The organism is Streptomyces sp. NPDC053513, from assembly GCF_044544765.1.
Classification (GTDB): domain Bacteria; phylum Actinomycetota; class Actinomycetes; order Streptomycetales; family Streptomycetaceae; genus Streptomyces; species Streptomyces litmocidini.
Genome location: NZ_JBITXP010000043.1, coordinates 1 through 21,427, shown reverse-complemented (window position 1 = coordinate 21,427; position 21,427 = coordinate 1). Strand labels below are relative to the sequence as shown.

Here is a 21,427-nt window from a genome sequence, read left to right as displayed (position 1 = left end):
CCGGCGGACCGTCACCGCACCTCGACGAACTCCGAGGCGAGCCGCGCCGGCCGTTCCTTCGGCGGGGCCGCCGGGTGCCCGATGGCGACCGCGCCCATGGGGTCCCACTCCTCCGGGAGCCCGAGGACGTCCCGTACGACGTCCCGGCAGAACATCGTCGAGGACACCCAGGCCGAGCCGAGCCGTTCACCGGCGAGTGCCACGAGGAAGTTCTGCACGCCCGCGCCCGTCGCCACGACGAACATCTCGCGTTCGGCGGCGTCCCGGCGCGGGTCGCCGTAGTGGTGGGAGCCGTCCATGACGAGGCAGGGCACGGCGAGGTAGGGCGCGTTGCGCAGGACGTCCCCGCGCCGGACCCGCTTCGCGACGGACTCCTCGGACCTGCCGTCCCGGCGCAGGTCCGCGATCCACGCGTCCCGCATCGCGTCGAGCAGCCGCGTCCGCGACTCCGCCGACTCCAGGAGGACGAACCGCCACGGCGTGGTGTGGTGCGGCGCCGGGGCCGTCACGGCGGCGGCGACCGCGCGCCGGACCGCCCCCGGGTCGACCGGCTCGTCGGTGAACTCCCGTACGGTCCGCCGCAGCGTCACCGCTTCCCGTACGGCCTCCGAGGTCCCGAGCCGGAACATGTCGTCGGCTGCGGGGCGGACGAGCGCCCGCGCGCCCTCCTCGTCGTCGCCGCCCACCGCATGGGGCAGGCCGCGGACGACGGCGACGGGAAACCCGGCGGCCTTGCCCTTCACCAGGTCTCCGGCGGCGGCGAGTTCGTCGGCGGTGGCGACCACGGTCGCGCTCAGCGGATTGCCGTGCGCGTCGGTCCCGCCGCGCAGGTCGTCGAGGACCCGCACGCCGGCCGCGCCGATGGCCACGTCGGTGAGGCCGGCGCGCCAGGGCCGCCCGAAGGTGTCCGTGACGACGACGCCGACGTCGACGCCGAGCGCCTCGCGCAGCCCCGAACGGATGCGCCGCGCCGAGGCGTCGGGGTCCTCGGGCAGCAACAGCACGGTGCCGGAAGGGGTGTTGGAGGCGTCGACCCCGGCGGCGGCCATGACGAGCCCCTGCCGGTTCTCGACGATCCGCAGCGGACCGCGCCGCGCCACCACCCGTACCGTCTCGGCGTCTATGGCCTCCTCGCGGTCGTCGGCGGCGACCGTCCGGCCCTCGGCCTTGCTCACTATCTTGGAGGTGACGAGCAGGACGTCCCCGTCGGCGAGCTCCGGCGACGCGGAGGCGATCAGCTTGGCCAGATCGTCCCCGGCGGCCACCTCGGGAATCCCGGCGAGCGCCCAGACCCGGTACGAGGGGACGACACCCCCCTCCGCACCCGCCTCGGCGTGCTCCACGGCGCCCGCCCCCTCCGCCGGCGTCACCCCCGGACCTCCTCGGCCAGCGCCAGCGCCTCGCGCGCCATCGCGGCCGTCGCGTCCACGTCCGTCATCATCAGCGGCACCGCGCGGCAGGCGATGCCCGCCGCCTCGACCTCCGCCACCGCGCCCGCGTCGACCGTGTCCACGAGCCAGCCGCCGACGAGTTCGGCGCCGTAGTGCAGGGCGACCGCCGCCGCCGTGGACTCCACGCCCACGGCCGCGAGCACCTTGTCGGCCATGCCGCGCACGGGCGCGTCGCCGACGATGGGGGAGAGGCCCACGACCGGCGCCCCGGCCGCGACGACCGCCTCGCGGATCCCCGGCACGGCCAGGATCGTCCCGACGCTCACCACGGGGTTGGACGGCGGGAAGAGGATGACGTCCGCCTCGGCGATCGCCTCCAGGACGCCCGGCGCGGGCTTCGCGGCCTCCGCGCCGACCGGCACGACGGCCTTCGCGTCGACGGAGGCGCGCAGCTTCACCCAGTACTCCTGGAAGTGCACCGCGCGCTGCTCGCCGTCCACCTCGATCGCCACGTGCGTCTCGACGCGGTCGTCGGACATGGGGAGCAGGCGCACGCCGGGCCGCCAGCGGGCGCACAGCGCCTCGGTGACGGCGCTCAGCGGGTAGCCCGCGCCGAGCATCTGCGTGCGGACGATGTGGGTGGCGAAGTCGCGGTCGCCGAGGCCGAACCACTCGGGCCCGACCCCGTACGCCGCGAGCTCCTCCTTGACGGTGAAGGACTCGTCCGCGCGTCCCCAGCCCTGCTCCTCGTCGATGCCACCGCCGAGGGTGTACATCACCGTGTCCAGGTCGGGGCAGACCTTCAGCCCGAAGAGATGGATGTCGTCACCGGTGTTGCCGATGACCGTGATCTCCGCGTCCGGCGCGGCCTGCTTGAGGCCGCGAAGGAAACGGGCACCACCGATGCCGCCGGCCAGAACCACAATGCGCATGCACGCAGTCTGTCAGGCGGGCAGGACCTCGGGGGCGGCCGGGGCGCACTGGGCCTGGAGCGACTCGTGCATCGGCATCTCGGTCAGGCCGGGGAAGTAGACGTGCAGGCTGACGGCCGGTTCGAGGGAGTCGTTGACCACCTCGTGGACGTACCCGGGGGCGAAGACGCGCTGCGCGCCGCCCGCGAGGGTCCGGGCGCCGCGGTCCGTGCGCTCCGTCAGCTCGCCCTGGAGGACGGTCACCACGCCGGAGGAGAGGCCGTGGTCGTGGAGCCCGCTGCCCTGTCCGGGCACCCAGGAGAGCAGCCACACCTCGTAGCCGGGGCCGGTGCGCAGGCGGTGGTACCAGCGGGTGGTGGCGTCGTACTCGACGTACGGGGCCCACTGGGAGCGGTCGTCGGCGATGGAGCGCGCGAGGCCGGCGAACTCGGCCACGGTGACGGGGTGGGCGCGCTCGGGCTGGAGGAGGTGCGGGACCTCGAGGATGTCGCCGGCGATCTGAAGGTCGCTGTCCATGTTCATGGGGTGGGGGAGGTTCCTCAGCAGAAACAGAAGCGGTGGGGGGTCACGAAAGAGGTGACACGGGTGACGCGGGTGACGCTGGGGGGAAGAAGCTGGAGCTCTACGGCATCAACAGCTGGGACAGCAACAGCAACAGCGCGCCTGGACAGCGCGGCGGAACCCACGGCTGTGGGTCGCGGAGGGCGCTGCGGTCGCTGGCATGCCACCAAAGGTGGCCGGAGGGGCACCCGACTGTCAACTCAATGCCCGATTTGGGGGTAATGTTTCACCTCATCCGGTTGCTGTGTCCGGAGAAAGGTTTGCTCAGGCGGGGACCAGGACAGATGGCGCTTCGACCGTGCCCTCAAACGTGGAGGGGCGTGATCGGACTGTGATCCGGATCGCTTCCCCGATCGGATCGCAACAAGATCCAAGTCCTGGACGTCCTCCTCCGTGAAGGCGGCGCGGCGCGATCAAGCCAGCGGCATGTGTCACGTTTTTTGCTGATTTGAACACTTTCCGCATACGCTTGGTTCCGCAGAGTGAATACGGGGCCCAATAGCAGATCTCGGCTTGACTCGCACAGAGCACGAACTTGTAATTTCACTCGTGTCGTTCGGCCGGGTTCGCCCCGGCAACATCACGGGGACGCACAGAACAGACGAGGGGCGCACATGACCGAGTTGTTCCAGGAACTGCTGGTCGAGGACGCGGACGAGGAACTCGGCTGGCAGGAGCGCGCGCTGTGCGCCCAGACCGATCCCGAGTCCTTCTTCCCCGAGAAGGGCGGCTCGACCCGCGAGGCCAAGAAGGTCTGCCTCGCCTGCGAGGTCCGCTCCGAGTGCCTCGAATACGCCCTGCAGAACGACGAACGGTTCGGCATCTGGGGCGGCCTCTCCGAGCGGGAGCGACGCCGGCTGAAGAAGGCCGCCGTCTGAACCGCGCGAAGCCCGCCGGGCCCCCCGCGCCACGGCGCGCCCACCAGGACGCGACGAACGGTCCGCCCCCTGTGCACCATCCACAGGCGGCGGACCGTTCCGCGTGTCCGGCACGCCGCGTCCCCGGACGAAGGCCTCCGGCACGCCGCGTCCCCTGAGGAAGGCCCCCGGGACGCCCTGTCCCCTGACGAAGGCCCCCGCACCACCGTCCACGGGCCGGTGCACCCTTCCGTACGGTCTGTCCACAGGGCGGCGGACCGCTCCGCGTGCAGCCGTTAGTGTGGGCCTCCGTCCGAGACGCTCCCCACGCCCCCCGCGGGCGACCCCGGCCGGAGGGCCCGTAGCTCGATGTCCTCAACTCCTGAGTTTCCGCGACACGTCGTCACCGCCGTGCTCGTCACCCACGACGGCGCCCGCTGGCTGCCCGACGCGCTCGCCGGGCTGCTCGCCCAGGAGCGCCCCGTGCAGAACGTGGTCGCGGCCGACACCGGCAGCGCCGACGACTCGGCGCAGCTCGTCGCCGACGCCATCGGCGCCGACCGCGTCCTGCACCTCGCGCGCCGCACCGGCTTCGGTGCCGCCGTCGAGGAGGCCGCCCGCACCGCGCCCCTGCTCGGACCCGAGGAACTGCCCTACCTGAAGCGCCCCAGCGGCTGGGACCCCGTCAGCCGGACCTGGAACGACGAGGCGTACGACCTCCCCGAACTCCCGCACGGCGAACCGGTCCAGTGGCTCTGGCTCCTCCACGACGACTGCGCCCCCGAGCCCGGCGCCCTCGCCGAACTCCTGCGCGTCGCCGAGTCCGACACGGAAGCCGCCGTCATCGGCCCCAAGCTGCGCGGCTGGTACGACCGGAAGCAGCTCCTCGAAGCCGGCGTCGGCATCGCCCGCAGCGGCCGCCGCTGGACCGGACTCGACCGCCGCGAGCAGGACCAGGGCCAGCACGACCAGGTCCGCTCCGTCCTCTCCGTCTCCACCGCCGGCATGCTGATCCGCCGCGACGTCTTCGAGGGCCTCGGCGGCTTCGACCGGCGCCTGCCCCTCATGCGCGACGACGTCGACCTGTGCTGGCGCGCGCACTCCGCCGGCCACCACGTCCTCGTCGCCCCCGGCGCCGTCCTGCGGCACGCCGAGGCCTCCGCCCGCGAGCGCCGCACCGTCGACTGCGCCGGCCGCACCGCCGCCAACCCGCACCGCGTCGACAAGGCCGGCGCCGTCCACACCCTCCTCGCCAACACCCGCGGCCGCGCCCTCCCGTACGTCCTCGTACGGCTCGTCCTCAGCACCCTGCTCCGCACCCTCGCCTACCTCGTCGGCAAGGCCCCGGTCCAGGCGGTCGACGAGGTCATGGGCCTCCTCGCGACCCTGCTGCGCCCCGAGAAGATCCTCGCCGCCCGCAAGCGCCGCAGGAACCCGGCCGTCCCCAACAGCGAGTTCCGCTCCCTCTTCCCGCCGCCCGGTGCCACCCTCCGCGCCACCGTCGAGCAGATCGCCTCCCACTTCGGCGGCTCCGAGGCCGACACCGGCGGCTCCCGCCACGGCGTCGTCGAGTCGGGCCCCGGCGGCGACGACGCCGACTACCTGGAGATCGAGCAGTTCGCCCGGCTCAAGAAGATCGCCCGCAAGCCCGGCCCGGTCCTCTTCGCCCTGCTCCTCCTCGTCTCCCTGGTCGCCTGCCGCAACCTCTTCGCCGGCGGCTCCCTGGCCGGCGGTGCCCTGCTGCCCGCCCCCGACACCGTCTCCGGCCTCTGGTCGCGGTACGCCGACGCCTGGCACGCCCTCGGCACCGGCGGCACCCAGACCGCCCCGCCCTACCTCGCCGTCCTGGCCGCGCTCTCCGCGCTGTTCCTCGGCTCCACCTCCACCGCGCTGACCCTGCTGCTCGTCTGCTCGGTCCCGCTCGCCGGCTTCACCGCGTACTTCGCCGCCCGCGGCATCGTCGAGTCCCGGCTCCTGCGCGCCTGGGGCGCCATCGCGTACGCCTTCCTGCCCGCCGCCACCGGCGCCCTCGCCGCCGGCCGGCTCGGCACCGCGGTCCTCGCGATCCTGCTCCCGCTGATCGCCCGCGCCGCCGTCGCCGCCCACGGCTTCAACCGGCCCGACCGGGGCAGCTGGCGCGCCACCTGGGCGTACACCTTCCTGCTCACCTTCGCGACGGCGTTCACCCCGGTCGTCTGGCCGCTCGCCGTCCTCCTCGGCCTCGGCGTGCTCGCCGTCCGCCGCTCCGACCTCACCGCGTACGGACTGCGCTTCCTGGCCGCCGTCGGCACCCCGCTGCTCGTCCTCGCGCCCTGGTCGCTCACCCTCCTCACCCACCCCGCCGCCTTCCTGCGCGAGGCCGGCGTCGACGTTCGCACGGGCACGGCCACCGCGCTCGACCTGCTCGGCACCAGCCCGGGCGGCCCCGGCACCACCGGCGGCCTCCTCCTGATCGGCCTCGTCCTCGCCGGCCTGGCCGGCCTCCTGCGCGAGGAGCGGCAGCTCGCCGTCCGCACGGCCTGGGCCGCCGCCCTCGCCGGCCTCCTCTTCGCCGTCCTGTCCAACGGCGCGGGCGGCACCGGCTGGGCCGGCCCCGCCACCCTCGTCTACGGCGCCGCCCTCATCGCCGCCGGCATGATCGGCGCCGAAGGCGGCCGCACCCGCGTCGCCGCCCACGGCTTCGGCTGGCGCCAGCCCGTCGCCGCCCTCATCGCCCTCGCCTGCGCCCTCGGCCCGGCCGCCGCCGCCGTCGGCTGGATGATCGGCGGCGCCGACGGCCCGCTGAACCGTCGCGACCCGGTCCAGGTCCCGGCCTTCGTCGCCGAGGAGAGCGGCACCCGCGACCAGCCCCGCACCCTCGTCCTCGGCGCCGGCGCGCCCGGCGAGGTCGCCTACACCCTGGTCCGCGGCTCCGGCGCCCGCCTCGGCGACGCCGAACTCACCGAGGCCGCCGAGGCCGACCCCCGCCTCGACGCGGTCGTCGCCCGCCTCGTCGCCGGCTCCGGCGCCGACCAGACCCAGGAGCTCAGCGGCTACGCCATCCGTTACGTCCTCGTACGGGACGGAGCACCGCGCCAGATGAGCCGCGTCCTCGACTCCACGCCCGGCCTCAGCCGCCTCAGCCAGCTCGACGGCAGCGCGCTCTGGCGCGTCGACCGCGAGATCGCCCGCGTCATGATCGTCCCGCCCGCCGCCAAGGCCGGGGACGCCGAGAAGGCGCCGGAGACCGCCGAGCCGGTCGCCGTCGCCGCCGGTCCCGTCGAGGCGCACACCCGGATCCCCGCGGGCCCCGCCGGCCGCGTCCTGCGCCTCGCCGACCGTGCCGACGAGGGCTGGACCGCCACCCTCGACGGCAAGGAGCTGACGCGGACCACCGTCGACGACTGGGCCCAGGGCTTCGAGCTCCCCGCCAGGGGCGGCCGCCTCGACCTCACGTACGACGAGCCGCTCGCCCACACCGCGTGGATCTGGGCCCAGGCCGGCCTCGCCGTCGTCCTCCTCGTCCTCGCCCTGCCCGGACGGCGCCGCGAGATCGACGACGACCTCCCCGAGGAGGAGCTCGCGATCCCCGCCCAGGCCACCGAGGGCGACGGCCGCCGCGCCCGCCGCCTGCGCGCCGCCGCGGAAGCCTCCGAGGCGACCGAGGCCGCGGAGACGGCCGAGGCCGCCGAGCACCCCGAGGACTCCCGGTTCCCGGGGAACGGACCGGCCCCGATCCCGGAGCAGCCGTCCTACGAGCCCCGCGAGCAGGAACAGGACTGGGACGGCGGCTACGACCCGGCCTACGCCCAGGCCCCCGCGCCGCAGGAGCAGCCGGGGACCCCGCAGTACGCCGACCAGGGCTACTACCAGGACTACGCGGCCGACCCGTACCAGCAGCAGCCGTACGCGTACCCCCAGCAGGGCTACGACCAGCAGGGGTACGACCAGCAGGGCTACGAGCAGCAGCCGTACGACCCGGCGGCGCAGCCCCAGCAGTACGACCAGCAGCAGTACGACCCGTACGGCTACGGCTACGGATACCCCCAGGGCCACGAGACCGAGCAGCGTCCCGACGGGAGCAGCAACCAGTGAAGCGCACGACCCTCTCCCTGATCGCGGGCGCCACGGCCCTCGCCGCCGTCACCGGCTTCGCCGCCCTGACCGCCCCGGACGGCGCCGCCGCCCCCGAGGCCAAGGCCACCACCCGACTGCCGGTGGAGCGCGCCGGCCTGGTCTGCCCGGCCCCCAGCACCTCGGAGGTGGCCGAGACGCGGTACACCTCGTACACCCCGACGGGCACCGGCGCGGCGAAGGGCACCCCCGGCAAGACCGAGCAGCCCACGGCCCTGCTCCGGACCGCCACGAACGCGACGCCCGCCGACGGCACCGGCAAGACCGGCAAGAAGCCCGAGGCCCCCAAGGCCCCGGCCACCGTCACCGCCCCCGGCAAGCCCGTCACCGCCGAGGCGGAAGGCGGCTCCGTGCCCGCCCTCACCGGCTCCGCGACCGGCACCCTCGCCCCCGGCTGGACCGTCCAGCAGACCACCGTCGTCCCGGCGGGCGGCGCGCGCGGCCTCCTCGGCCTCGGCTGTGGCGCCCCCGACACCGACTTCTGGTTCCCGGCCGCCTCCACCGCCAAGGACCGCCAGGACTACGTCCACCTCACCAACCCGGACGACACGGCCGCCGTCGCCGACATCGAGCTGTACGGCCCCGAGGGCCTCCTCAAGTCCCAGTTCACCGAAGGCATCCCGGTCCCCGCCCACTCCACCGTCCCGGTGCTCCTCTCCACCCTCACGAGCGAGACCGCCCGGCGGGACGTCACCGTCCACGTCACCACCCGCAGCGGACGCGTCGGCGCCGCCGTCGCCGCGGCCGACGACAAGCTCGGCAGCGACTGGATCGCCCCGGCCGCCGACCCGGCGAGCACCGCCGTGCTCCCCGGCATCCCGGCCGACGCCACCTCGGTGCGGCTCGTGGCCTTCGCCCCCGGCGACGACGACGCCGACCTCAAGGTCCAGCTGGCCACCGCGACCGGCACGATCGTCCCGGCGGGCGGCGGCTCGCTCCACGTGAAGTCCGGGATGACGGCCTTCGCCGACCTGCCGGACCTCACCCGGGGCGCGGTGGGCTCCCTGCTGCTCACCCCGAGCGACCCGAAGAAGCCGACCCCGGTGGTGGTGGCCCTCGAGGTCGTGCGCGGCAAGGGCGAGAACACCGAGATCGCGTTCATCCCGGCGACCGCGGCCGTCTCCGCCCGCGCGACCGTCGCCGACAACCGTGCCAAGGCCTCGACGCTCTCCCTGACCGCCCCCGGCGCCGACGCCCAGGTCAAGGTCACGGCCTCGGCCGGCTCCGAGGGGGGCACGCCGGTGTCGAGGACGGTCACCGTCAAGGGGGGCACGACGACGGTCCTGGCCGACCTCGTCCCCGAGGGCCTCAAGGGCTCCTACGCGCTGACCGTGGAACCCGTCTCGGGCGGCAAGGTCCACGCGGCACGGACCCTCGCCCTCCCGGAGGACGGCGTCCCGATGTTCACCGTCCAGACCTTCGTCGACGACCGGGGCACGGTGGAACTCCCGACGGCCCACCAGGACCTGGGGGTACTGGACTGAGCCCTGGGGGTACCGGACCGAGACGGGGCCCACCCGCGCCCCTCCGTGTGGGCAACCGTCCCGCTGGGGCAAGGGGGTCCCCTGCTCGAGCGAAGCCGAGAGCTCGGGGGAGGGTGGGCACACGGGACGGTGCCCCCAGCGGTGCCTCCGCGTTACGCGCCTGAACCCGCACCACACGTGCGGCGCACCATCGCGGTCCGCCCCGCGCGAGAGAACGCGGGCTCAGTCCTGCCCGTAGCGAGGATCAACGGACTCGGGCGAGAGCCCGAGCAGCTCCGCGACCTGCTCCACGACGACCTCGTGCACCAGCATCGCCCGCTCGTCCCGACTCTTGGAGCGGATCTCCACCGGCCGTCGATAGACGACCACCCGCGCGGGCTCGTTCTTCTCGGCGGGCACGGCACCACCCAGCGGCACCGTCTCGCCGGGCACCGGCGGCGGCACCTCCATCACCATGAAGTCGACGTCCGCCAGCTGCGGCCAGCGCCGTTCGAGGCGCTCCACCGAGTCGAGGACGAGATCGCGGAAGGTGTCGGCCCGGCTCGCGGAGAGCGGCACCTGCGGCGGCGCGACCGGTCCCCGCATCCCGCGGCCGTGCCGGTCGCGGCGGCGGACCCGAGGCTCCGCCGGGGGCTCCGCGGGACGGTGCGGGGGGCTCGGCGGCACAGGACTGTCCATCACTGACGCAGCGTAACCCTCATCCGTCCCAGCGCACCGTGGCGCATCCTCGCCGACCTCCCCGGCGCGCCCGCGCCTCCGCCACGGCCCTTGTCGAAACCTGAACATTCCGGCCGAGCCCGTGCCCGATTCGGCGGCTCGTGGCGATCGGCCATCTGGCCCTGGTTGACCGGATTCGTATCCCAAGATGTCCGGATACCCTCCTGCCTCCCACCCCTTGGCCCCCCTCCTTCGCAGGTCAGAGCGGACGTCACCCGAAGGGGGGTGGCGGAGGTCACACCGCGACACGGTGGAGTGACCTGAGGGAGAGTCGTCGCGGCCCGCTCAAGAGTGCGGTACCGTCCAACGTCGTGAGCCCTGTACGTCGCTGTTCGCGCACCGCGTGCGGCCGCCCTGCCGTCGCGACACTGACGTACGTCTATGCCGACTCGACTGCGGTCCTCGGCCCGCTCGCCACCTACGCCGAGCCCCACTGCTACGACCTGTGCGCCGAGCACAGCGAGCGCCTCACCGCCCCGCGCGGCTGGGAGGTGGTGCGGCTCTCCGACGGATCCGCCCCCACCCGCCCCAGCGGCGACGACCTCGAAGCGCTGGCCAACGCGGTCCGGGAGGCGGCCCGCCCCCAGGAGCGCGCGGCCGAGGCCGGCGGCAAGATCGGCGGAGGCCGCGGCGGCGACCCCATGGAGGTCGGGCGCCGCGGACACCTCAGGGTGCTCCGTTCCCCTGACAACTGACGCGGCGACCGGCGGCATCCGGCCACCGTCCGCGACCCCCCGACCCCGCTCCGGGTAGTTTGGGCGTTCCGTACACGCGCCGCACACGCGTGTCCACACGTGTCAGAGCACTCAGGAGGGTGGATCCGTGACTGCCGATCTGTCGCAGATCGTGAAGGCGTACGACATCCGCGGAGTCGTACCCGACCAGTGGGACGAGACGCTCGCCGAGCTCTTCGGCGCCGCCTTCGTACGGGTGACGGACGCGGACGCGATCGTCATCGGCCACGACATGCGCCCCTCGTCGCCCGGCCTCGCGACCGCCTTCGCGCGCGGCGCGGCCCGCCTCGGCGCCGACGTCACCCTCATCGGGCTCTGCTCCACGGACCAGCTGTACTTCGCCTCCGGCAGCCTCGGCCTGCCCGGCGCCATGTTCACGGCCTCCCACAACCCGGCCCGGTACAACGGCATCAAGATGTGCCGCGCCGGCGCCGCCCCCGTCGGCCAGGACACCGGTCTCGCCGACATCCGCGCCCTCGCCGAGGAGTGGAGCGAGAAGGGCGCCCCGGAGCCGGCGCCGAAGCAGGGCACGATCATCGAGCGCGACACCCTCGCGGACTACGCCGCCCACCTCAGGAACCTGGTGGACCTCACCGCGATCCGCCCCCTCAAGGTGGTCGTCGACGCGGGCAACGGCATGGGCGGCCACACGGTCCCGACGGTCTTCGAAGGCCTGCCGCTGGACACCGTCCCGATGTACTTCGAACTGGACGGCACCTTCCCGAACCACGAGGCCAACCCGCTCGACCCGAAGAACATCGTCGACCTCCAGGCCCGCGTCCGGGCCGAGGGCGCCGACCTCGGCCTCGCCTTCGACGGCGACGCCGACCGCTGCTTCGTCGTCGACGAGCGCGGCGAACCGGTCTCCCCGTCCGCGATCACGGCCCTCGTCGCCGCCCGCGAGCTCGCCAAGCACCCCGGCGGAACGATCATCCACAACCTGATCACCTCCTGGTCGGTGCCGGAGGTCGTCCGCGAGCAGGGCGGCGAGCCGGTCCGCACCCGCGTCGGCCACTCCTTCATCAAGGAGGAGATGGCGAAGACCGGAGCGATCTTCGGCGGCGAGCACTCGGCGCACTACTACTTCAAGGACTTCTGGAACGCGGACACCGGCATGCTCGCCGCGCTCCACGTCCTCGCGGCCCTGGGCGGCCAGGAGGGCACCCTGTCGGAGCTGGTCTCGTCCTACGACCGGTACGCCTCCTCGGGCGAGATCAACTCGACGGTCGCCGACCAGGCGGCGAGCACGGCCAAGGTGAGGGCGACGTACGAGGGCGAGGAGGGCATCACCTTCGACGAGCTCGACGGCCTCACGGTCACGGCGGCGGACTGGTGGTTCAACCTCCGCGCCTCCAACACGGAGCCGCTGCTCCGCCTCAACGTCGAGGCCCGCGACGAGACCACCATGGCCAAGATCCGCGACGAGGTCCTCGCCCTGGTCCGGGCGACCGACTGACCCCGCCGCCCCGCCGGGGAACGGGGGCGTGCCCCGTTCCCCGGCGGTAGGCTGACCTGGCCCGATCCGTCTGTTCGAAGGGACATCCCATGCCGCTCGAAGCCGGCCTCCTGGAGATCCTGGCCTGCCCGGCCTGCCACGCTCCGCTGAACGACCGCTCGGCGGACGAGACCCCCGAGCTGATCTGCACGAGCGCCGACTGCGGCCTCGCCTACCCGGTCCGCGACGGCATCCCGGTCCTCCTCGTGGACGAGGCCCGCAAGCCGGCATAACCGCCGCTCCCGGGGCGCCAGTGGGGGCGGTGCCCACCCCCCCCGCCTCCGCCACCTCCGTTGTGGGCAGTCGTTCCGCCGGGGCGGAACGGGTGGGCACAACGGAACGGCGCCCTTGCCGGCGCCCGAGGCGCCCGCGCCTGAACCCGCACCCCGAGGCCCCGCACCGGCGCGACCCGCACCGCCCGCCCCGCCCCGCACAAGCAGCGCCCCGCAACGGGAGGCACCGCACATGCTCGACGAGACCCTCCTCGACGCCCCGGACGACCTCGCCCTGGCCGACCGCCGAGGCCTCCTCCGCGGCGCCGCCGAAGCAGGCGCACGGGTACGGACCGCCGCCCGCCACGCCGCCGAGGCCGGCATCGCGGACCTCCGCCCCGAGGGCCGCCCCCGCGCCGTCCTCGTCGCCGGCCCCGGCACCGCCGCCGCCGGCGTCGCGGATCTGATCGGCGCGCTCGCCGGAGCCGCCGCCCCCGTCGTACGGCTCCAGCCGACCGGCGTCGCCCCCGCCGCGGGCGCCCTGCGCTGGGCGCTGCCGGGCTGGGCGGGCTCGGTGGACCTGCTGCTGCTCCCGACCACCGACGGCGGCGAACCGGGCCTCGCCCTCCTCGCCGAGCAGGCGTACCGCCGAGGGATCACGGTCGTCGCCGTCGCCCCGAAGGACTCCCCGCTCGCCGAGGCGGTCAACGGCTCGCGCGGCCTGTTCGTCCCGATGGCGATCGCCCCGAACGAGTCGCCCGACGAGTACGCCGAGTCCATCGCGGCCAGCCCGGGGGCCCTCTGGGCCCTGTTCACCCCGCTGCTCGCGCTCCTGGACCGCGTGGGGCTCATCGAGGCACCCCCCGAGGCCCTGGAGAAGGCCGCCGACCGCCTGGACCGCACGGCGGAACGCTGCGGCCCGGCCATCGCCACGTACAGCAACCCGGCGAAGACGCTCGCCGCCGAGCTCGCGGACTCGCTCCCGCTGATCTGGACCGAGGGCAACGCCGCGGGCCCGGCGGGCCGCCGCTTCGCCGCCGTCCTCGCCGAACTCGCGGGCCTGCCCGCCCTCGCCGCGGAACTCCCGGAGGCACTGCCGGCGCACGGGGTCCTCCTGGCGGGCGACTACGCGGCGGGCGCGGATCCGGACGACTTCTTCCGCGACCGGGTGGAGGAGCCGCAGGCGCTCCGCGCGCGCGTGGTCCTGCTCCGCGACCGCCCGGCGGAGGGGCTCACCGCCGCCCCGGCGGCCCGCGAACTGGCCCTCGGACACGGGACCGCGATCAGCGAGCTGGAGCCGGAGGAGGGCGGCGAACTGGAGGCCCTCGCCGAGCTGCTCGCGGTGACGGACTTCGCGGCGGTGTACCTGTCCCTGACCACCCCGACCCGCACCCCGCACTAGCCCCGCCCCGCCCCCGCCGGCCCCGCCCACCCTCCCGTGTGGGCGATCGTCCCGCTGGGGCAAGGGGGGTCCCCCTGCTCGAGCGAAGCCGAGAGCTTGGGGGGAGGGTGGACACACGGGACGGCGCCCTGAGCGGCGCCTCGCGTTCCACGCCTGAACCCGCACCCCAACGCCCCGCACCGCACAGCGCCCGCCCCGGCAGGCCCCCGGCAGGCCCCCGGCCACCACCCCGTCACCCCCGCACCCCCCTCCCCGACACCCACCCGTCACCCACCCCCTGTCACCTGTCACCCGACACCCGAAGATCCGTCACCGCCCCGAGGAGCTGGCAGGCACCATGGACCGCCTCGTCAACACCGTCCGCCCCTACGCCTGGGGATCCACGACGGCCATCCCGGAACTGCTCGGCATCGCCCCCACCGGCGAGCCCCAGGCCGAGATGTGGATGGGCGCCCACCCCGGTGCCCCCTCCCGCACCGAGCGAGGCGCGCTGAACGAGCTCATCGCCGCCGATCCCGTACGCGAACTGGGGGAGCGGACCGTCGAGAAGTTCGGGCCCCGGCTCCCGTTCCTCCTGAAGCTGCTCGCCGCGGGCGCCCCGCTCTCCCTCCAGGTCCACCCCGACCTCGCGCAGGCCAAGGCCGGGTACGCCGCCGAGGAGGCCGCCGGCATCCCGGTCGACGCCCCGCACCGCACGTACAAGGACGCCAACCACAAGCCCGAGCTGATCTGCGCCCTCACCCCCTTCGACGGCCTGTGCGGCTTCCGCAACCCCGTCGAGGCCGCCGACCTCATGGCCGCGCTCGGCGTCGACTCCCTCAAGCCGTACGTGGACCTCCTCCACGCTCACCCCGAAGAGGCAGCGCTCCGCGAGGTCCTGACGGCCCTGCTCACCGCCGACCGCGAGGAGATGGCGCACACCGTCGCCGAGGCCCACGCCGCCGCCGACCGCCTCGGCGGCGACCACACCCCGTACGCGACCCTGGCCCACCACTTCCCGGGCGACCCCGGCGTGATCGCCGCCATGCTGCTCAACCGCGTCCGGCTCCAGCCCGGCGAGGCCCTCTACCTCGGCGCGGGCGTCCCGCACGCCTACCTCGAGGGCCTCGGCGTCGAGATCATGGCCAACTCCGACAACGTGCTGCGCTGCGGCCTCACGCCCAAGCACGTCGACGTCCCCGAACTCCTCCGCATCGTCCGCTTCGAGCCGACCGAGCTGGCCGTCCTGCGCCCCGAGGCCTCCCCCTCCGGCGAGGAGGTCTACGAGACCCCGATCGACGAGTTCCGCCTCTCCCGGTACGTCCGCGCGGAAGGCGCCGCGCCGACCGACGTCACCGCACCCACCCCGCAGATCCTCCTCGCCGTCGCGGGCCGCACACGGGCCGGCGAAGTCACCCTGAGCCCCGGCGAGTCCGTCTTCGTACCGGCGGGCGAGAGCATGGAACTGACCGGAGCGGGCACGGTCTTCCGGGCGACCGTGGTGGCCTGATGCGACAATGACCGGCCGAACCGCGGCGATCGAGCCGGAGCATCGACGAAGGGACCACGTACACCCATGAGCGCGTCAGGCGGAACCAAGGCGATCGTGGCGGCACTCGCCGCCAACCTCGCGATCGCCGTAGCCAAGTTCGTGGCGTTCCTCTTCAGCGGCTCGTCGTCGATGCTCGCCGAGGCCGTCCACTCGCTCGCCGACTCCGGCAACCAGGGCCTGCTGCTCCTCGGCGGCAAGAAGGCCCAGCGCGAGGCCACCCCGCAGCACCCCTTCGGCTACGGCCGCGAGCGGTACATCTACGCCTTCCTCGTCTCCATCGTGCTCTTCTCCGTCGGTGGCATGTTCGCCATCTACGAGGGCTACGAGAAGATCAAGCACCCGCACCCCATCGAGGCCTGGTACTGGCCGGTCGGCGTCCTCGTCTTCGCGATCATCGCCGAGAGCTTCTCCTTCCGGACCGCCATCAAGGAGTCGAACGAGATCCGCGGCGGACTGTCCTGGAAGGACTTCATCCGCCGCGCCAAGGCGCCCGAGCTGCCCGTCGTCCTCCTGGAGGACTTCGGCGCCCTCGTCGGCCTCGTCCTCGCCCTCGGCGGCGTCGGCCTCGCCCTGGCGACCGACGACGGCGTCTGGGACGGCATCGGCACCGTCTGCATCGGTGTCCTCCTCGTCCTCATCGCGATCGTCCTCGCCGCCGAGACCAAGTCGCTGCTCCTCGGCGAGGCCGCCGGCACCGAAGAGGTCAGGAAGATCGAGGCGGCCGTCGTCGACGGCGAGACCGTCACCCGCCTCATCCACATGCGCACCCTCCACCTCGGCCCCGAGGAGCTCCTCGTCGCCGCGAAGGTCGCCGTCCAGCACGACGACACGGCCACCGAGGTCGCGAACGCCATCAACGCCGCCGAGGAGCGCATCCGCGCCGCCGTCCCGATCGCCCGGGTCATCTACCTGGAGCCCGACATCTACAGCGAGACGGCGGCCTCGGCGGGCAACAACCCGGCCAAGACCCCCGGCGGCCCCGGCCACTGACCCCACCGGCCCTGGCCACTGGCCCTGTCGGCCCTGGCCACCGGCCCCCGCGGGCGAGCACGCCCCACCCGCCCCAGGCCCCCGGGACGCACGCCCCGGGGGCCTCGTCCGTCCGGTGCGGACTGTGGCCCGCCGCACCGATCGGTGTAGATTCGTGACCAGCCAGACGTCGCTGCTGATGGCGGTCGGGCGGTCCGCGGACCGGCCGAGGGAGAGAGGGCCTCCGACGACGGCACCGAGGAAGCGCCCGGGCATTCGTGTGCCCAGGGTGCCTTGCCGTGGTGCCAGGCGCCTCAACCGACCCTCGCACTCGCACACACGAGGAGCAGCCCAGTCATGACGACTGCCGCCCACCAGGACTTCAAGGTCGCGGACCTCTCCCTGGCCGCCTTCGGCCGCAAGGAGATCACCCTCGCCGAGCACGAGATGCCCGGCCTGATGTCGATCCGCCGCGAATACGCCGACCAGCAGCCGCTCGCCGGCGCCCGCATCACCGGCTCCCTGCACATGACCGTGCAGACCGCCGTCCTCATCGAGACCCTGGTCGCCCTCGGCGCCGAGGTCCGCTGGGCCTCCTGCAACATCTTCTCCACCCAGGACCACGCCGCCGCGGCCATCGCCGTCGGCCCGAACGGCACCCCGGAGAACCCCCAGGGCGTCCCGGTCTTCGCCTGGAAGGGCGAGACCCTGGAGGAGTACTGGTGGTGCACCGAGCAGGCCCTCACCTGGCCGAACTCGCCCACCGGCGGCCCGAACATGATCCTGGACGACGGCGGTGACGCCACCCTCCTCGTCCACAAGGGCGTCGAGTTCGAGAAGGCCGGCTCCGCCCCGGACCCGTCCACCGCGGACAGCGAGGAGTACGGCCACATCCTCCGTCTCCTCAACCGCACCCTCACCGAGAACCCGCAGAAGTGGACCCACCTGGCGTCCGAGATCCGCGGCGTGACCGAGGAGACCACCACCGGCGTCCACCGCCTGTACGAGATGCAGCAGGCCGGCACCCTCCTCTTCCCGGCGATCAACGTGAACGACGCCGTGACGAAGTCGAAGTTCGACAACAAGTACGGCTGCCGCCACTCCCTCATCGACGGCATCAACCGCGCCACGGACGTCCTCATCGGCGGCAAGACCGCCGTCGTCTGCGGCTACGGCGACGTCGGCAAGGGCTGCGCCGAGTCCCTCCGCGGCCAGGGCGCCCGCGTCATCGTCACCGAGATCGACCCGATCTGCGCCCTTCAGGCGGCGATGGACGGCTACCAGGTCACGACCCTCGACGAGGTCGTCGAGACGGCCGACATCTTCATCACCACCACCGGCAACAAGGACATCATCATGGCCGCCGACATGGCCAAGATGAAGCACCAGGCCATCGTCGGCAACATCGGCCACTTCGACAACGAGATCGACATGGCCGGCCTCGCCAACGTCCCGGGCATCGTCAAGGACGAGGTCAAGCCGCAGGTCCACACCTGGACCTTCCCCGACGGCAAGGTCCTCATCGTCCTCTCCGAGGGCCGCCTGCTGAACCTCGGCAACGCGACCGGCCACCCCTCCTTCGTGATGTCGAACTCCTTCGCGGACCAGACCCTGGCCCAGATCGAGCTCTTCACCAAGCCGCAGGAGTACCCGATCGGCGTGTACGTGCTGCCGAAGCACCTGGACGAGAAGGTCGCCCGCCTCCACCTGGACTCGCTCGGCGTCAAGCTGACGACGCTCCGCCCCGAGCAGGCCGCCTACATCGGCGTCGAGGTCGAGGGCCCCTTCAAGCCGGACCACTACCGCTACTGATGCCCCGGCCGGCGGCGCCCGCGCGCTGACGCGACGCCGTCCCGGACACCCGTAGAGGACTCAGGCAGGCCCCCCGCACCCCCGTGCCGGGGGGCCTGCCCCGTCCGGCCTCCGCTACCGCTTCCAGGAAGCGCCCCTCCCGAGGACCACCCCATGCCCCGCGGCCGTTATTCGCTCCATGACCCGCACGATCACACCCCCCTCGGTGAAGAACACTTCCACTGCGCGCCCGGCCCCTCTGGCTGGCGCTACGTCTCACAGATCACCACCCCCTCCGGCGATCACCGGGGCTCCGTCGACCTGGCCGTCGACGAACTGGGCCGCCCCATCCGCCTCGAACTGCACGCCGCGAGCTGGCAGGTCCGCGGCGCGGCCCTCGACGGCGTCACCTGGGTCCGCACGGACCCCACCGGAACCCACGCCACCGAAGGCAATGTGCGCGCCCACGCCTTCACCGGCACGTCCCCGGCGTTCCTCGTCGCCCTCACGCGACTCCTGCGTCTCACCCCCGATTCCCCCGAGACCCGTGTCAGGCTCGTCGCCTTCACGGACCCGGTGCTCGCCCCCCTCACGGTCGACCAGTCCTGGGCCCTGCTGAGAAGTGAAGCGCACGCCACTGACAACGGCCCCCTGATGGTGGACGAGTACCAGGTCAGCGCCCTGGAGACGGGCGAACGCCATACGGTCCACATCGCCGGCGACGTGGTCCTCGCCGCCCCCGGCATCGAACTCGAAGACCTCGAAACCCCGCCCTCGGTCTTCCCCTGACCGAACCCCTCAGGCCGGCGGGGCGAACCCGGTGGCACGCGTCCCGGACTCCACAGACGCCCCGCCGACGGGAGGAGCGACGACAGGGGGAGCGGCAACGGGGGAAGCAGCAGGGGAGACGACGACCGGAGAAACCGGGGGAACCGGGGGAACCGGGGGATCGACCACCGAGGCAGCCGGAACAGGCGCCGGAGGAACAGCCCCCGGCACCGCCCCGGCGCCCGCCGGGGCGAACGCCCGCCGGGCGTCCCGCGCCTGCCGCTCGGCCACCATCCCCGCCAGAAAGGCGTCGGCCGGGACCCCCGCCGGCGGCGGCGTACCGGTCCGCGCCACCAGTTCATCGGCCAGCCGCTCCGCCAGCCGGCGCCCCACCACCGGGTCCAGCTCACGCGCCCGCGTCAGGTACTGACGCACCTCCAGCCACAAGGCCTCCGGAACCGCCGAGAGATCGACCCCGGTGAACCGCCCCACCAGCCACGGCGGCGGCGGAGGAACGGCCAGGACCCTGGCCGCGGGTATCCGCTCCCGCACCACCAGCGTCCCCGCGAAGACGTCCCCGAGCCGCCGCCCCCGCTCGGACACCAGCGATGCGACGAGGGCGACGACCCCGAAGGTCATCATGATCTCCACGACCCCCATCGCACCGCGCACCAGCGCGTGCCGGAACCGGATCGGCCCCCCGTCGTCCCGGACCACCCGCAGCCCACAGGCCAGCTTCCCCAGCGACCGCCCGTGCGACAGCGTCTCCACCGCGATCGGCGCCCCGACGAGCACCAGCAGGAAGGACGCGACGGACACCGCCATCACCGCCGCCTCGTCCAACGAGGCCGTGGCGACCGCGAGCCCCAGCGTGATCAGCAGATACGCCGCCCACACCGCCACCAGGTCGATGAGCACCGCGAGCGCCCGACTCGGCAGCCGCGCGGGCTGCAACCCCAGGACGACCGCATCACCCGTCACAAGACCACTCACGGCACCCACCCTTCTCCGCCCTTCCCGGCCCCTCCGAACGCCAGTCTGCCAAGCTGGCCCGCAGCGCGCCGCAGTAGTACGGACCCGTCCGCAGCCAGTGCCTGGAGCAGCAGCCGATCATGGACCTCGACGTCTACGTGACCGCCCACCGCGCCGAGTGGGAACGCCTCGACCACCTCCTGCGCCGGGGCGGCAAGCTCACCGGCGCCGAGGCCGACGAGCTCGTCGCGCTCTACCAGCGCACGGCCACCCACCTCTCGATCGTCCAGTCGAGCACCCCGGACCCCCTGCTCACGGCCCGGCTCACCCAGCTCGTGGCCCGCGCCCGCGCCACCGTCACCGGCACCCGCCGTTCCTCCTGGCGCGACGCCGCCCGTTTCCTCACGGCCGGCTTCCCCGCCGCGGTCTACCGCTCCCGCCGCTGGTGGATCCCCACGGCCGTCCTCTCCACGCTGCTCGCGGTCCTCATCGGCTGGTGGATCGGCACGCACCCGGAGGTCCAGGCCTCGATCGGCGCCTCCACCGACCTCCGCGAGATGACCCGCCCCGGCGGCCAGTACGAGACGTACTACTCCAGCCACCCGGCGGCCTCCTTCGCCGCCCAGGTCTGGACGAACAACGCCCAGGCGGCGGCCATGTGCCTGGTCCTGGGCGCGTTCCTGGGGATCCCGGTGCTCTGGATCCTCTTCCTGAACATGCTGAACCTCGGCGTCGGCATCGGCCTGATGTCCTCCGCCGGCCGCCTCGACGTCTTCCTGGGCCTGATCCTTCCCCACGGTCTGCTCGAACTGACCGCCGTCTTCGTGGCCGCCGGCACGGGACTTCGCCTCGGCTGGACCGTCGTCGAGCCGGGCCCCAGGACCCGCCGCGCCGCCCTGGCGGAACAGGGCCGAGCGGCCGTCGGCATGGCGATCGGCCTGGCCCTGGTCCTCTTCGTCTCGGGCCTGCTCGAAGGCTTCGTCACGCCTTCCGGCCTTCCGACCTGGGCCCGCATCGCCATCGGCGTCGCCGCCGAGCTGGCCTTCCTCGCCTACGTGTACGTGCTCGGCGGCCGCGCCGCCCGGGCCGGCGACACAGGAGACCTGGAGGAGCCCGACCGCAGCGCCACCCTCCCCACCGCCGCCTGATGTGCGTCGACCCCTCCCGAGCTGCTAGTCTCCTCCGGTGCTCGCGAAAGCTGTTGACACAGCGGTCGTGGGGAGGTAGATTCAAACGGTTGCCTAGAACTGGACAGTTCGGCAGCGACCGGGTAGAGTCTCACTCACTCCGGCAGGGAATTCGATTCCACGGAGTCACCCCGATTCTTATTCGAATCATGAAAGCCGCCGATTAGGTCGGCCGAAATGAATCTGATAAAGTCGAAACCGCTGAAAGGCCCCCCAAGCGAAAGCGAACGGGACCGGAAAGCACCGAGGAAATCGGATCGGAAAGATCTGATAGAGTCGGAAACGAAGGAAGCGCCCGGAGGGCCCGGAAA

At 73.4% G+C, this 21,427-nt stretch carries 17 protein-coding genes; 12 read left to right on the top strand and 5 right to left on the bottom strand.

What is annotated here, in order from left to right; all coding sequences use genetic code 11:
* Positions 1-11: 11 nt before the first annotated feature.
* From ACIGW4_RS37120 to ACIGW4_RS37110, 3 genes are read right to left on the bottom strand one after another with little or no spacing between them, the layout of a single operon-like run.
* Entirely contained in the window at positions 12-1,343 is a 1,332-nt protein-coding gene (locus ACIGW4_RS37120; protein WP_398714237.1) for a coenzyme F420-0:L-glutamate ligase, read from the bottom strand.
* A gap of 23 nt (positions 1,344-1,366) precedes the next feature.
* On the bottom strand, positions 1,367-2,323 hold the full coding sequence (gene cofD, locus ACIGW4_RS37115; RefSeq protein ID WP_123459248.1) for a 2-phospho-L-lactate transferase: 957 nt from the start codon (positions 2,321-2,323) through the stop codon (positions 1,367-1,369).
* Between the two features lie 12 nt (positions 2,324-2,335).
* Positions 2,336-2,845, bottom strand: coding sequence for a cysteine dioxygenase family protein (locus ACIGW4_RS37110; protein ID WP_123459249.1), 510 nt, complete (start codon positions 2,843-2,845; stop codon positions 2,336-2,338).
* A gap of 653 nt (positions 2,846-3,498) precedes the next feature.
* Here ACIGW4_RS37110 and ACIGW4_RS37105 point away from each other — a divergent pair.
* The 3 genes from ACIGW4_RS37105 (at position 3,499) to ACIGW4_RS37095 (ending at position 9,338) form a co-directional block, all read left to right on the top strand.
* Entirely contained in the window at positions 3,499-3,762 is a 264-nt protein-coding gene (locus tag ACIGW4_RS37105; RefSeq protein ID WP_015033978.1) for a WhiB family transcriptional regulator, read from the top strand.
* 348 nt (positions 3,763-4,110) lie between these two features.
* A complete protein-coding gene (locus ACIGW4_RS37100; RefSeq protein WP_399586022.1) occupies positions 4,111-7,815 on the top strand; it encodes a glycosyltransferase family 2 protein in 3,705 nt (1,234 codons plus the stop codon).
* Positions 7,812-9,338, top strand: coding sequence for a DUF5719 family protein (locus tag ACIGW4_RS37095; protein ID WP_399586020.1), 1,527 nt, complete (start codon positions 7,812-7,814; stop codon positions 9,336-9,338). Before ACIGW4_RS37100 ends, ACIGW4_RS37095 begins: the two co-directional genes overlap by 4 nt.
* A gap of 222 nt (positions 9,339-9,560) precedes the next feature.
* Here the strand turns inward: ACIGW4_RS37095 and ACIGW4_RS37090 are convergent, their stop codons facing one another.
* Positions 9,561-10,016 carry a metallopeptidase family protein gene (locus tag ACIGW4_RS37090; protein WP_123459253.1) on the bottom strand — a complete coding sequence of 152 codons (456 nt, stop codon included), beginning with the start codon at positions 10,014-10,016 and terminating at the stop codon, positions 9,561-9,563.
* 299 nt (positions 10,017-10,315) lie between these two features.
* Between ACIGW4_RS37090 and ACIGW4_RS37085 the strand changes: the two genes are divergently transcribed.
* The 8 genes from ACIGW4_RS37085 (at position 10,316) to ACIGW4_RS37050 (ending at position 18,978) form a co-directional block, all read left to right on the top strand.
* Positions 10,316-10,750: a DUF3499 domain-containing protein gene (locus tag ACIGW4_RS37085; protein WP_123459300.1), complete on the top strand. Its 435-nt coding sequence runs from the start codon at positions 10,316-10,318 to the stop codon at positions 10,748-10,750.
* Between the two features lie 127 nt (positions 10,751-10,877).
* The gene (locus ACIGW4_RS37080; RefSeq protein WP_123459254.1) at positions 10,878-12,245 is read left to right on the top strand and encodes a phosphomannomutase/phosphoglucomutase; all 1,368 of its coding nucleotides are present in this window, start codon (positions 10,878-10,880) and stop codon (positions 12,243-12,245) included.
* An 89-nt stretch (positions 12,246-12,334) separates the two neighbouring features.
* Complete coding sequence (locus ACIGW4_RS37075) at positions 12,335-12,517, top strand: Trm112 family protein (protein ID WP_359592329.1); 183 nt, start codon at positions 12,335-12,337, stop codon at positions 12,515-12,517.
* Positions 12,518-12,749: 232 nt separating this feature from the next.
* Entirely contained in the window at positions 12,750-13,898 is a 1,149-nt protein-coding gene (locus ACIGW4_RS37070) for an SIS domain-containing protein (protein WP_123459256.1), read from the top strand.
* Between the two features lie 337 nt (positions 13,899-14,235).
* Positions 14,236-15,387: a mannose-6-phosphate isomerase, class I gene (gene manA, locus ACIGW4_RS37065; RefSeq protein ID WP_123459257.1), complete on the top strand. Its 1,152-nt coding sequence runs from the start codon at positions 14,236-14,238 to the stop codon at positions 15,385-15,387.
* 66 nt (positions 15,388-15,453) lie between these two features.
* Positions 15,454-16,419, top strand: a complete 966-nt coding sequence (locus ACIGW4_RS37060; protein WP_123459258.1) for a cation diffusion facilitator family transporter — start codon at positions 15,454-15,456, stop codon at positions 16,417-16,419.
* Between the two features lie 336 nt (positions 16,420-16,755).
* Positions 16,756-18,210 (top strand): adenosylhomocysteinase, encoded by a 1,455-nt coding sequence (ahcY, locus tag ACIGW4_RS37055; RefSeq protein ID WP_123459259.1) that lies wholly within the window; start codon positions 16,756-16,758, stop codon positions 18,208-18,210.
* A 153-nt stretch (positions 18,211-18,363) separates the two neighbouring features.
* Entirely contained in the window at positions 18,364-18,978 is a 615-nt protein-coding gene (locus ACIGW4_RS37050) for a hypothetical protein (RefSeq protein WP_398714305.1), read from the top strand.
* A gap of 9 nt (positions 18,979-18,987) precedes the next feature.
* Here the strand turns inward: ACIGW4_RS37050 and ACIGW4_RS37045 are convergent, their stop codons facing one another.
* On the bottom strand, positions 18,988-19,950 hold the full coding sequence (locus tag ACIGW4_RS37045) for an RDD family protein (RefSeq protein WP_399586015.1): 963 nt from the start codon (positions 19,948-19,950) through the stop codon (positions 18,988-18,990).
* A 119-nt stretch (positions 19,951-20,069) separates the two neighbouring features.
* On the opposite strand from ACIGW4_RS37045, the gene ACIGW4_RS37040 reads away from it, so the two are divergent.
* Positions 20,070-21,077, top strand: a complete 1,008-nt coding sequence (locus ACIGW4_RS37040) for a stage II sporulation protein M (RefSeq protein ID WP_359592325.1) — start codon at positions 20,070-20,072, stop codon at positions 21,075-21,077.
* Positions 21,078-21,427 lie beyond the last annotated feature (350 nt).